Genomic DNA, 13,087 nt, shown 5'->3' on the forward strand with positions numbered 1-13,087 from the left:
CGCTGGGCTCTGCCTGTGGGTGGGGCGTGCGCGCGTCGGTCGTTCGAGTGTGTGAAGTTGGGGCTCGATTCGAGCCCCAACTTCACACACTGGTGGGGTGAGGGGGAGTGGGCAGCTCCGCCCGGCGGGGGCGGCACGGGCGTGAGTGGGCTGCTGGGTCGCGGTGTGGCGGCGGGACCTGGCTGGGTCGTACCAAAATCCGTGGCGAAGGTTGCGCCGCGCCTCGCTGGACATCATTGCGGCCTGGACCAGCGGAAATCGTCGGCGTCGCTTCATCCGCTGATGCCGGGTTTTGTCATGGACAAACGAACTTTCGCTTGATCTGAAGAAACTTAACTTCTCTCCGGACGAAACGTGTCGGTAATGTCCTCACGGATGTAGATGCATCTATGTGAGGGGGCCGCAATGCCGCAGTCACTGAGCCGCCGTCGACTATTGGGTGCTGCCGCCGCGGCGGGCGCCGCGGGCACACTCGCCGTTCCTGGAGCTGCCACGGCGGGCGGGGGAGGCTCTGTCCACCGCGTGCCGCGCGACCGGATCAGCGTCCAGCTCTACACGCTCCGCAACCAGCTGAGCATCGACCTCGAGGGCAGCCTCACCGAGCTCGCCGAGATCGGTTACACCCGGGTCGAGCACGCCGGGTTCGTCGGCCGGACCGCGGCCCAGTTCCGCGCCGCGCTGGACAACGCCGGCCTGCGCGCCACGTCCGGCCACGCCGGCATCCCGCAGCCGTTCGACGCCGACGCGTGGAAGCGGACGCTGGAGGACGCCGCGATCGTCGGTAACAAGTTCATCGTTCATCCCTATTTCGGGGCCGGGCCGAACGGCCCGATCCGCGACGCCGCGGTCTACCGCGCCTTCGCCCGCGACCTGAACCGTGCCGGCGAGCTGGCCCGCCGGGCCGGCCTGAGCTTCGGCTACCACAACCACCAGAACGAGTTCTTCCGGATGACCGGCACCCGGCTGACCGGTTTCGACATCCTCACCGGCGAGACCGACCCGCGTCTGATGCACCTCGAGGTGGACCTGTTCTGGGCCTTCCGCGGCGCCAGCGACCCGGTCGACCTGATCAAGAAGCATCGCGGCCGGATCAAGCAGGTGCACGTCAAGGACCTGAACGAGAACGGCAGCTTCGCCGACCCCGGCGCCGGCCTGATCGATTTCGGGCGGATCTTCGAACGTTCACGGGAGGCAGGTTTGATCGAGTACATCGTGGAGCGTGACGACGCGGGCAGCCCGCCGCGCACTCCGGCCGACGCGCTGGTCACCGCGGAGGTCGGCTACGACTACCTGACCGGACTGAGGTTCTGATGGTGCGCAGCCGCATGCTGATCAGCCTCGTCGGCGTGGCCGTGCTGGCCGCGCCGGCCGCGGCCGTGGCTCACCCGGGGCACGAGCTCCCGCCGTCGTCCGACTTCCAGAAGGTCACGCTCGACGACTTCCCCGGTGAGCCGATCGCGCTGGCCGTGCTGCCGGACCGGCGGGTGCTGCACACCGCGCGCACCGGCGAGGTCCGCATCCACGAGCCGTCCACCGGCCGCAACGTGCTCGCCGCGACCATCCCGGTCTATCAGCACGACGAGGAGGGCGTGCAGGGCGTCGCCATCGACAACGACTTCCAGCGCAACAAGTGGGTGTACATCTACTACTCGCCGCCGCTGGACACGCCGACCGACGACCCGGCGACCCCGGGGGTGAACGAGGGCGACGCGCCGATGGAGGGCACCGCGGCCGACTTCGCCCGGTTCAAGGGCGTGCTGCGGCTGTCCCGCTTCAAGCTGCACGGCAACACGCTGCGGCTGAACACCGAGCAGAAGATCATCGAAGTCGCGACCGATCGTGGACAGTGCTGCCACGTCGGCGGCAAGATCGACTTCGACCGGCACGGGAACCTGTTCCTGTCCACCGGCGACGACAGCAACCCGTTCTTCTCCGACGGGTTCGCGCCGATCGACGAGCGGCCGAACCGGAACCCGGTCTTCGACGCGCAGCGGACCTCGGCGAACACCAACGACCTGCGCGGCAAGCTGCTGCGGATCAAACCCGGCCGCAACGGCGGCTACACGATTCCGCGCGGGAACCTGTTCCGGCCGGGGACGCCGAAGACGCGGCCGGAGATCTACGCGATGGGGCTGCGGAACCCGTTCCGGTTCACGGTGGACCCGTCGTCGGGCGTGGTCTACATGGCCGACTACTCGCCCGACGCGCGCACCGCCAACCCGGCGCGCGGGCCCGCCGGTCACGGTCGCTGGATGGCGATCGACAAGCCGGCCAACTACGGCTGGCCGTACTGCGTGGCGCCGGACATGCCCTATGTGGACTACGACTTCGCCACCGGGGTCTCGGGGGCGCCGTTCAACTGTGCAGCACCGGTCAACGACTCGCCTCGCAACACCGGGCTGCGCCGTCTGCCGCCGGTCGAGCGGCCGGAGATCAAGTACACCTACGGGCTCTCGGCGGAGTGGCCGGAGCTGGGCACCGGGGGCATCGGGCCGATGGGCGGGCCGGTCTACGACTTCGACCGCCGTTCGCGCTCGCCGATCAAGTGGCCGGAGTCGTACGACGGTCTGCCGCTGTTCGCCGAGTGGACGCGGGACTGGGTCAAGGCGCTGCATCTGGACCGCCGCAACCAGGTCACGCAGATCGACGCGGTGCTGCCGGAGCTGGTCTTCGACAACCCGATGGACCTGGAGTTCGGGCCGGACGGCGCGCTCTACGTCCTGGAGTACGGCGACGGCTACTTCGCGGAGAACCCGGACGCGCAGCTGTCCCGGTTCGACTTCGTCCGCGGCAACCGGACCCCGATCCCGAAGGCGTCGGCCACCCCGGCGTCGGGGCAGGCGCCGTTGACCGTGTCGTTCAGCAGCGCCGGCACCGTCGACCCGGACGGCGACGCCCTGTCGTACGCCTGGGACTTCGACGCCGACGGCCGGGTGGACTCGCGGGAGCCGAACGCGACGTACACGTTCACCCGCAACGGCAACTACCGTCCGACGCTGAAGGTCACCGACAGCACCGGCCGGTCCGCGTCGGCCGAGGTGATCCTGCCGGTCGGCACGCTCGCGCCGGTGGTCACGTTCATGACGCCGGTGGAGAGCCAGCCGTTCGAGTTCGGCGACACGGTGAACTACGAGGTGTCGGTGGTCGACGACGCGCCGGTGGACTGCTCACGGGTCACCGTGTCGTACGTCCTCGGGCACGACGAGCACGGGCATCCGCTGTCGACGTCCTCCGGCTGCAGCGGCTCGATCACCACGTTCCTCGACGGCGGGCACGCCGGCGCGGACAACCTGACGGCGGTTTTCGTCGCGTCGTACACGGACGCGGGTGACCCGCCGCAGACCGGGACCGACGAGGTGGTGCTGACGCCGGCTCCGTGAGGTGCCGCGAAGCCGGCCGGGCCCGATGGCCCGGCCGGCTTCGTGTTGGTGATCTAAGCCACTGTTCACCCCACCGTGGTTGACATGCGCCGTTTGTGATCGGGCGATTACTCACCGGTCAAGTTTGGGAAACGGGAGGTTAACGACAGCGGAAACTTGTACATGTTGCGTTCGGCCTCTGGCCGTCCTGTGGCCGCCTCCGTCACGATCACGGCGTGACAGAAACATCCGTGATCTTGGCGCTGGTGGTCGTCACGGCCCTGGCCTTCGATTTCACCAACGGGTTCCATGACACCGCGAACGCGATGGCGACCTCCATCGCCACCAAGGCGCTGCGGCCCAAGACCGCCGTCGCGCTCTCCGGCGTGCTGAACCTGGTCGGCGCGTTCCTCTCGGTCGAAGTCGCGCTCACCGTCACCAACGCCGTCGTCAAGATCCAGGACAAGAGCGGCGCCCCCAAGGCCGAACTCCTCGCCGACGGCGGCAACGGCCTGCTGCTGATCATCCTCGCCGGCCTGGTCGGCGGGATCGTCTGGAATCTGCTCACCTGGCTGCTCGGCCTGCCTTCCAGCTCGTCGCACGCCCTCTTCGGCGGCCTCGTCGGCGCCACCGTCGCCGGGCTCGGCTGGGCCGGTGTCAACTGGAACGGCGACGGCTCGAAGCTCGACGGCGTGGTCGGCAAGGTCCTGCTCCCCGCGGTGATCTCCCCGGTGGTCGCCGGCGTGGTCGCGGCGGTGGGCACCTGGATCATCTTCAAGATCACCGCCGGGGTCGCGGCCCGCTTCACCGACCAGGGCTTCCGCTGGGGCCAGATCGGCAGCGCCTCGCTGGTCTCGCTGGCCCACGGCACCAACGACGCGCAGAAGACCATGGGCGTCATCACGCTCGCGCTGATCGCCAGCGGACATTGGACCGACCTGGAGAACATCCCGCTCTGGGTCAAGGTCTCCGCCGCCGTCGCGATCGCGCTCGGCACCTACCTGGGCGGATGGCGCATCATCCGGACACTCGGCAAGGGCCTCACCGACATCAGCCCGCCGCAGGGCACCGCGGCCCAGTCCGGCGCCGCGGCCGTCATCCTGGCCTCCAGCCACCTGGGCTTCGCGCTCTCCACCACGCACGTCGCCACCGGCTCGGTGCTCGGCTCCGGCCTCGGCCGGCCCGGCGCCACGGTGCGCTGGGCAGTCGCCGGCCGGATGCTCGCCGCCTGGATGATCACCCTGCCGGCGGCCGGGCTGATCGGCGCCGGCACCTGGGCGGTGGGCGACACCGTCGGCGGGATGGCCGGCGCCCTGGTGGTCTTCACCCTGCTGGTGGTCGCCTCCGGCGCGATGTGGCTGCGGTCGCGGACCGGCCGGGTCGACCACGAGAACGTCAACGACGACTGGGACGGCGCGCCGGAAGGCGCCACCGCTCCGGTTCCCGCCGTCGCGGCATCGAACTGAGAGGGCTCGTCACATGCACAACTTCGGGTTCGCGCTCTCCGGTGCGTGGCACGTGCTGCTGGCCGGCCTCGTGCTCGGCGCCGGGCTGCCGGTGCTGTTCGCGCTGGGGATCCGGTCGCTCGCCTGGGGCGCGGGGGAGGCCTCGGTCAGCGACAGCGGGGTGACGGTGGCCGCCCGGCGCCCGATCGGCACCGTCATCGGATATGCCCTGTTCGCGGTCGTGGTGCTGGGCGTGCTGCTCGGCCTCACGTTCATCGTGGCCAACGGGTTCGGCTACAAGCTGGACTTCTCGCACATCTATCCGACGTTGGTCGCCAAGTAACGGCGAGGGCGAGGGCTTCCGCCCGGAAGCCCTCGCCCTCAACCGATCCCGGCGCTTCCTCCGGCATCTTTGCTGTTCAGCTGGATCTTTCGCTGTTCAGCCGGGGATCACAGCAGGGCGCGGGCCAGGACGCCCACGTCCGGGTTGTCGGTGAAAAGGCCGTCGATGCCGGTACGCAGGAACGTCACCTGCTCGTCGATCGCCTTCCCGTACGCGGTGACGTCCGTGCCCACCCGCAGCTCCACCGGCAGGAACGAGTTCTCCGCCCGGAAGGTGTACGGGATCACCTTGAGGCCGGCGGCGTGCGCGTCGGCGACCAGGCTGGTCGGGGAGCCGAGCGTGCCGTCCGCCCTCCGCGGGATGATCTGGCTCTTCTCCGGGCCGAGACCGTCGACGTACTCGGACAGCTCCTTCAGCCCGGCCGGGGTCAGGTAGTCGGCGTACGACCGGGGATCGTTGAACGGGTTACCCGCCGCGCTGCTCAGGAAGACCAGCGGCACCTCGAGGCGGTGCCGGTCGGCGAGCGTCCGCAGGTTCGCCGCCTCGAACGACTGCACGAAGACCTTGGCGCCCCGCCGGTCCAGGTTGTTCCGCCGCAGCGCGCGGACCAGCGGCTTCTCCAGCTCCAGGCCGAGACGCTGGAAGTACGTCGGGTGCTTGGTCTCGGGGAACACGCCGAGGTCCCGGTCCAGCTCGCGGGAGAGCCGCTTGCGCAGATCGAGGACCTCCTGGAAGGTCGGCACCTCGAAGTAGCCGTCGTACAGCGTGTTCTGCTGCCGGACGGCCGGGATGCGCTCGGTGGCGCGCAGCGTCTTCAGCTCGGCGAGGGTGAAGTCGTGCGTGAACCAGCCGGTGACGCTGACCCCGTCGAGGTTCACCGTCCTCCGGCGGTCGGCGAACTCGGGCCGCGACGCGACGTCGGTGGTGCCGCCGATCTCGGGCTCGTGCCGGCAGACCAGCACCCCGTCCTTCGTGATGACCAGGTCGGGCTCCATGTAGTCGGCACCCATCCGGGCGGCCAGCTCGTACGACGCGAGCGTGTGCTCCGGCCGGTACCCGGACGCGCCCCGGTGCCCCACCACCAGCGGCGCGGGCCGGCGCCCGCCGTGCCCACCCGGCCCGGCCCACGCGGGCGCCGTGACGCTTCCGGCCAGCACCGGCGTGGCGGCGGCGACCGCCCCGAAGCGCAGCACCTGACGGCGATCTGCCACGTTCTCCTCCACCGTTTCGAGATCCGGCGACGCTCGCCGGACGTCCGAATGGCAGTCGACGTGATCGAGTCGTCGCCGAGGAGAAGTGTTCGTGGCGTGTCCGCAAACGCCCGGCCAATGGTCACCTGTCCGTCCGCGCGCCGGCCCGGCCGCCTGCCCGTCCGGCGGCTGCGGGTCAGGCTGAAAGCGCGCCCAGCAGCCGTCTCGCCTCCCTGGCCGGCCGGGAGCCGCCACCCCGGCCCGCCACCTCACGCAGATGCGCGATCTCCGCACGAGCCCCGACGGCCCCGGCCGCCCGCGTGGCCAGCTCCAGCAGATCGGCCAGTCCTCGCGGCGATGCGGCGAGCAGCGCCGGCAGGGCCGTCTCCAGCACCTCCCACACCACCGCCGGCGCACCGGCCTGATGAGCGTCGGAGAGTGCCCGGACCACCCGGCCCACCTTGACGGTGCCGTCGGAGCACAGGTCGCCCAGCTCCGTCCCGAGCACGCCGGCGAACGGCTCCGGCCGGGACGCGAGCATCAGGAAGGCGTCGACCGCGGCCACCCGGGCCGGAGCGTGCCCGGCGCCCAGGCCGTAGGCCGTCGCGAGCGTCATCGCCGGTCCGATCGGGCCGGTGGCCTCGGCGAGCAGCGGGAGCAACGTCGCGTCCCGGCCGTCCTGGTCGGCCAGCGCCGCCAACTCGGGCAGCGCCCACGCCGCGACGGCCTCCCGGTGCTGCGGCAGCACCATCGCCAGCACGTCCGGCTCGTAGGCGGTGACGACCTGATAGTCCGGCCGCGGCCGGCGGTTGATCGTGACGAGCGCGTCCTCCAGCAGGATCCCGCCGTCGTCCGCGCGGCCGGACTCCAGGTTCGCCACCACCCGGCGGGCCACCACCACACCGTCGGCGTCCACGCTGCGCTGTTCGAACCGGGTGCTCACCGGATCGGGCAGCCCACCGCCGCGGAGCCAGCCGTCCAGCCGCCGCCCGGCCGGCGAGGTGAGGGCCGCGGCCCGGGCGAGCGCGTCCGCGGTGACCGCCCGGGGCACTCGCAGCAGCGCCTGCTGGAAGTCGAGCGGCCACGGCTCGCGTCCCGCGGCCTCCCACCGGGCCAGCCGCTCGACGAGCACCACAGCGTCAAGCCCGCCGCCGACGTGGGTGGGCGTGGCAAGCAACGCGCCGCCGGGCGTGACGCTGGGGGTGGCGAGCGTCGCGGGACCGGGCGCGCAGGTCACTTGGACGGCCACCTCGGCGACCCGGAGGGTGAGGATGCCGGCCGGGGTGTCGATCAGCGACCGGTCCATGCCGCCGCCCGCGTCCGTCCAGCTGCGCCGGACGATGCCGAGCAGACGCTCCCGCATTAGCGCGCTGTGCTCCCGGCCCGTCCGGGCGCCGATCGCCGCGCCGAGGAACGGGATCCGCCCGTATCGGTCGCCGAAGTGCCCGGCGTGCCGGTCGAGCACCGGCCCGAGCGAGTCGGCGAAGCCCTCGCCCGGCAGCGCGACCACCGCCGCCAGGACGCGTTCCCAGCGCACCGCTGACGGCTCGCGCAGCAGGATCACCACCTCTTCGGCGAGTTCGGCGGTGCTCTCGATCGGCGCCGGCATCTCCGCCGGCGGCGCCACCGCGGGCAGAACCGGCGGCGGAGCGGCCACCGCGGAACCGGGCAGCCCGAGAAGGGCCGCCACCCGAACCCCGAGCTTCCCGGACAGCGCACCGCCCGCCGCCCGGACCGCGTCGCCGACCGCCGCCCGGACGTCGTCCCCGGCCCCCACCCGGACGTCATCGCCGGCCAGGTGCCGGCCGATCAGCGTCAACGCCCGCTCCTGGATGTCGAGCACCGTATGCCCGAGCGCGACCGCCACCACCGCCAGAACCTCCCCAGCGCGCTCCGGCGACCGGCGCGCCGCCCGGTCCAGCCAGGTCAGCTGGGCCCGCACCAGGCCTTTCTCCGGCCGGGTCAGGGCCACCGCCCCCACCTCCAGCAGCACGTCCAGCTCCAGGACGCCGGCTTCGCCGGCCGCCCGCAGCACCCGCTGGGCGAGCCCGGCGACCGCGGCCGGCGCCTCGGCGAGCAGCCGCAGATAGTCGGGGAGGCGGGCCGCCACCTCGCCCGGTGTCGGCTCCAGCGCCTCGTGCAGGGCGAGGAACGGTTTGAGGTGCATCGGCCGGTCCCCGCGGATCAGGCGGTCGACGGTCGCGTCCAGGATCCGCGCGCGGTCGAGCCGGCCCGAGGCGACGAGTGCCGCGACGGCACCCGGGAAAGGCGGCGTGTCGTGCCACGCGCCGTTCTCGTAGCCGCCGACCGCGAGCAGGTCGCCCAGGCCGTCGATCTCGAACACCGAGGGCAGCACCAGGTCCAGGAAGGGCAGGGTGCGCAGCCGCTCCGCCGTCTGGGACAGCCGGCCGTCGTGCACCGCCGCCAGCCAGCCGCGCACGAACCCCTCGGTGACCGGCGGCTCGGCCCGCCCCTCGGCCAGCAGCGCCGCGACGAACCGCCAGTCGCCCGCGGCGAGCCCACTGCCGGGCCGGCGGGGAACGAGCCGGAGCCCGAGATCGCCCAGCCAGGTCAGCTCGCGGGCGCGGGCGATCGCGAGGACGTGGTCGACCGGGATGTCGGACCACCGGCGCATCTCCCGGTGGCTCAGCATCGACGCGGCCCGGGCCGCCGACGGCGCGCAGGCGAGCACCGCGAGCCCGTAGCACCCGGCCCGGTGGTGGCCGCCGTGCCACCACCGCCGCTCCGTCGCGATCTGCTCCTCGAGGCCGGCGGCGAAGGCCCGGCGCCCGCTCTCGTCCACGGCGAGCAGCGAGGCGGTCAGCGCCCCGCTGTCGCCGTCGCGGACGTATCGATCGAACAGGCCCCAGGTGATCGGCATGCCGGACAACCTAGAGCCGGGGTACGACAGAACCTAGAACCGCAGGTGGGCCCAGTCGAGCAGGCCCTCACCGAGGTCCCGGACCGCCGCCAGCAGGCCGAGCCGCGCCGCCCGCAGCGCCGGGTCGTCCGCCATCACGAACACCTCGTCGAAGAACGTGTTCAGCGGGGTCACCAGCGACCGGGTGGCGGCCACGAAGCCCGCCACGTCGGCGAAACCGGTCGCGGGGATCGCGCTCACCGCCGCGTGCAGCGCCACCTCGGCCGGCTCCTTGAGCACCGCGGCGTCGTATCCCGCGGCGGTCCCGGCCGGCACGATCCGCCGGGCCCGTTGCACGGCCTCGGCCACCGCCCGGAATCCCGGGTCGGGGACCGCCGTCGCCAGTTCGGCCAGCAGCGAGTCCACCACCGACGGCCGGCCCGCGTGGATCAGCACGGCTCGCACCCGGTCGACCGGCTGCCCCTCCTCGGCCAGCATCTGCTCCAGCCGCTTGGCGAGGAAGTCCGCGCAGGCGTCGAGCACCGCGGGGTCGACCGGCACCGGCTGGGCGGCCGCTGCCAGCCCCAGCGCCTCCACCAGGTCGAGGTCGGACAGCGACGGCGTGGCCCGGTGCACCGCGAGCAGCCCGAGCACTGCCCGCCGCACCGCGAACGGGTCGCTGCTGCCGGTCGGCAGGCCGACTGTCGCGGCCAGACCGGCGACCAGGTCGAGGCGGTCGGCGAGGGAGAGCAGCGCGCCCGGCACCGTCCGCGGAAGATCGTCCCCGGCGCTGCGCGGCAGCTCCGCCTCGTACACCGCCTCGGCCACCGGCCGGTCCTCGCCCGCGTGCAACGCGTAGTCCCGCGCCATGATCCCGGCGAGGCTGGTCATCTCGGTGACCAGTTGCGATCCGAGGTCGAACTTCACCAGCCCGGCGGCCCGGTGCAAAGTCGGTGAACCCATTTCGAGGCGCTCGGCGATAAGGAGAGCAAGGGCCGAGATCCGGGCGGCCCGGTCGGCCATCGAGCCGAGCTTGTCGGTGAAGGTGAGGCGGTGCAGATGGGCCTGCATCTCGGCGATCGGGGTCGCCAGATCAGCACGATAGAAGAACGCCGCGTCCTCGTAACGGGCTCGCAGCACGGCCTCGTTGCCGGAGCGCACCAGCTCGACGTCGACCGGGCCGTTCGCCACGGTGACGAACATCGGCAGCAGCGCCCCGTCCACGTCACGGACCGGCAGGTAACGCTGATGCTTGCGCATCACCGTGGTCAGCACCGCGTCCGGCAGCGCCAGATAACTCTCGTCGAACGTGCCGAGCAACGGCAGCGGCTGCTCCACCAGGTCGGTGATCTGGTCGATCAGCGCGGCCTCGCCGGCCACGTCGATGCGCCCGTCCGGATAGACCAGGTCCTGCGCGCCGATCACGATCAGCTCGCGGCGGTCCTCGTGGTCGGCCACGATGCCGTTCACCCCGAGCGTCTCCAGGAACGTCTCGGCCGACTCGATCGCCAGCACCGGCTGCTCCGCGGTCCGCAGCACCCGCGTCTGGCGCCCGGCCGCGAGCGTGGACACCGTCACCGGCACCACGTCGTCGCCCCAGAGGGCGGTGAGCCACCGGATCGGCCGGCTGAAGGCGAGCTTCGGGTCGTTCCACCGCATGTTCTTGGCCGCCCGCAGCCCGGTCACCACCTGCGCGAGCACGGTGGCGAGCACGGCCGGCGCGGCGCGTCCGGCTTCGTGCTTGCGCACAACCACATGGGGTACGCCGTTGAGCTCCACGGTCTCGACGTCGCCGGGAGTGGCGCCCTGGCCGCGGAGGAAGCCCTCGAGGGCCTTCGTTCCGGTGCCGTCCGCGGCGTACGCCTGCTGGGCCTTCGGGCCCTTCACCGTGCGGACGTGGTCCTCCTCCCGGGCCGCGACCGCCTGCACCACGGCGATCAGGCGGCGCGGTGTGCCGAAGATCCGCAGGTCACCGTGCTCGAGCCGGGTGGTCGCCAGACCATCGGTGAGCAGGCGGGCCAGCTGTTCGCGTGCCGAGCGCAGCTCGGCCGGGGGCAGCTCCTCGGTGCCGATCTCGAGGACCAGGGTGCGTGCCTCGGCGCCGGTCTGCGGGGCGCCGGCCGACAGTGCCGGCTCCAGCGGCTCGGTGATGCCGAGCGGGTGCTCCAGTTCGGCGCGGCGGGCCACCCAGAGCTTGGCGACCTCCCCGGCCAGGCGGCGCATCCGGGCGAACTCGGCGGCCCGCTCAGCGGTGGAGACCGCGCCGCGGGCGTCCAGCACGTTGAACGCCTGCGAGCACTTCAGCACGAAGCTGTGGGCCGGCACCGGCAGCCCGGCGTCGATCATGCGCTGAGCCTCGCCGGCGTAAAGCTCGAGGAGCCGCTTGTTCGCCTCGACGTCGGCGTCGTCGAGGTAATAGCGCGACATCTCGTACTCGGACTGTCCGAAGACCTCGCCGTAACTGACGCCGGGGGAGTATTCGATCTCCTTGAAGTGGGTCTTCTCCTGGAGGGCCATGATGATCCGCTCCACCCCGTACGTGATCTCCACGGACACCGGGTCGAGGTTCAGCCCACCGGCCTGCTGGAAATAGGTGAACTGGGTGATCTCCAGGCCGTCCAGCCAGACCTCCCAGCCCAGGCCCCAGGCGCCGAGCGCGGGGGAGGCCCAGTTGTCCTCGACGAACCGGACGTCGTGGGCGGCCACGTCGATGCCGAGCGCCCGCAGGCTGCCGAGGTAAAGCTCCTGCGGGTTGCCGGGGTCGGGCTTGAGGATCACCTGGAGCTGGGTGTGGGTCTGGAGCCGGTTCGGGTTCTCGCCGTACCGGGAGTCGTCGGGGCGCACCGACGGTTCGACGTAAACGACGCGCCACGGCTCCGGCCCGAGCACGCGCAGGAACGTCGCAGGGTTCAGCGTCCCCGCTCCGACCTCGGTGTTCATCGGCTGGACGATCAGGGCGCCCTGATCGGTCCAGTACGCGGTCAACCGGGCGAGCGCCTCCTGCATGGTGAGCATGGGACCGGATTCTAGTTACACGTAACGTTTGCGGTCGGTGCGCTGGGTGGCCGTGAAGGAGAGGTCACAGCCGCTGTCCGGGCCGGCGGGGCTGCTCCAGCGCAGGTGGAAACGCCCGGTGCGGGCGACCGGCGCCAGTTCGAAGGTGGTCGGGCCGGCGCCCTGCGGGAAGTCGCGCCAGCCGGGGTCACCCTTCGTGGGGACATAGGCCGCGGTGTTGAGCTGCGGAAGCCGTGCCGGGCCGGTGACGAATCCGGCGCCGCCGGCGGAGGCGTCCTGCACGCAGTCGCGGGTGAACGTCACCCGGATCGGGCCGGTGCCGAGTTTCTGCTCGGGACCGGTGGCCACGCAACCGGGGTGGCACGGGAGGTCGTTGCTGGTCCAGGTCCAGAGCATCCGGTCGGCGGAGGCGCTGGTCCAGACCGCGAGATGATCGCTGGCCGTCGCGAAACCGCGCTGCCCGTTGCCGCGGTAGAACGCCATGTAATAGCCGGATCTGCGGGCGGTCAGCGTGGCGCTGAACCGTCCCGAGGCGGAGGCGTTGACCGTGGTGAGCGGGACGTACGGCGCGGTGGCCCGGTCCGTCTCGCGGAAGTAGATGTCGACCGGCGCGGCGTTGCCACGGGTTCCGTACCCGGCGCGCCCGGTCAGGGTGAACCGGGAGCCCTGCCGCACCTCGTCCGGCGTGATCGCGACGACCACCTCGGTCACCGGTTCGGCCGCCTGCGCCGGCACCGCGCCGGGCAGAACGGCCACGGCCACGGCCGCGGCGGCGAGCAGGTGTGTTCGGCGCATCTCGGGGTTCCCTCCGGATCGGTGATCGCGGGCCCGAAACTACCAGTATTGGTCCTGATTCCTCCCGATTCACGCCGGAT

General features: G+C 72.0%; 8 protein-coding genes. 4 read left to right on the top strand and 4 right to left on the bottom strand.

Going from position 1 to position 13,087, the window contains the following annotated elements; genetic code table 11:
- The first annotated feature begins 522 nt into the window (after positions 1–522).
- The 4 genes from AC0NH5_RS36660 (at position 523) to AC0NH5_RS36675 (ending at position 5,147) form a co-directional block, all read left to right on the top strand.
- Complete coding sequence (locus tag AC0NH5_RS36660) at positions 523–1,311, top strand: sugar phosphate isomerase/epimerase family protein (protein ID WP_474411865.1); 789 nt, start codon at positions 523–525, stop codon at positions 1,309–1,311.
- Positions 1,311–3,380, top strand: a complete 2,070-nt coding sequence (locus AC0NH5_RS36665) for a PQQ-dependent sugar dehydrogenase (RefSeq protein ID WP_474411867.1) — start codon at positions 1,311–1,313, stop codon at positions 3,378–3,380. Before AC0NH5_RS36660 ends, AC0NH5_RS36665 begins: the two co-directional genes overlap by 1 nt.
- A 215-nt stretch (positions 3,381–3,595) precedes the next feature.
- A complete protein-coding gene (locus tag AC0NH5_RS36670) occupies positions 3,596–4,825 on the top strand; it encodes an inorganic phosphate transporter (RefSeq protein ID WP_474411869.1) in 1,230 nt (409 codons plus the stop codon).
- A 13-nt stretch (positions 4,826–4,838) separates the two neighbouring features.
- Complete coding sequence (locus tag AC0NH5_RS36675; protein ID WP_474411870.1) at positions 4,839–5,147, top strand: hypothetical protein; 309 nt, start codon at positions 4,839–4,841, stop codon at positions 5,145–5,147.
- A 107-nt stretch (positions 5,148–5,254) separates the two neighbouring features.
- Here AC0NH5_RS36675 and AC0NH5_RS36680 read toward each other — a convergent pair whose 3' ends face one another.
- From AC0NH5_RS36680 to AC0NH5_RS36695, 4 genes are all read right to left on the bottom strand, one after another.
- Positions 5,255–6,358 (bottom strand): glycerophosphodiester phosphodiesterase, encoded by a 1,104-nt coding sequence (locus tag AC0NH5_RS36680; protein ID WP_474411872.1) that lies wholly within the window; start codon positions 6,356–6,358, stop codon positions 5,255–5,257.
- Between the two features lie 175 nt (positions 6,359–6,533).
- On the bottom strand, positions 6,534–9,218 hold the full coding sequence (locus tag AC0NH5_RS36685; protein WP_474411873.1) for a DUF7824 domain-containing protein: 2,685 nt from the start codon (positions 9,216–9,218) through the stop codon (positions 6,534–6,536).
- Positions 9,219–9,251: 33 nt separating this feature from the next.
- Positions 9,252–12,212: a glycine--tRNA ligase gene (locus AC0NH5_RS36690; protein WP_474411875.1), complete on the bottom strand. Its 2,961-nt coding sequence runs from the start codon at positions 12,210–12,212 to the stop codon at positions 9,252–9,254.
- 15 nt (positions 12,213–12,227) lie between these two features.
- On the bottom strand, positions 12,228–13,007 hold the full coding sequence (locus AC0NH5_RS36695; RefSeq protein ID WP_474411877.1) for a hypothetical protein: 780 nt from the start codon (positions 13,005–13,007) through the stop codon (positions 12,228–12,230).
- Positions 13,008–13,087: the final 80 nt, after the last annotated feature.

This window comes from Actinoplanes sp. 13, from assembly GCF_056134165.1.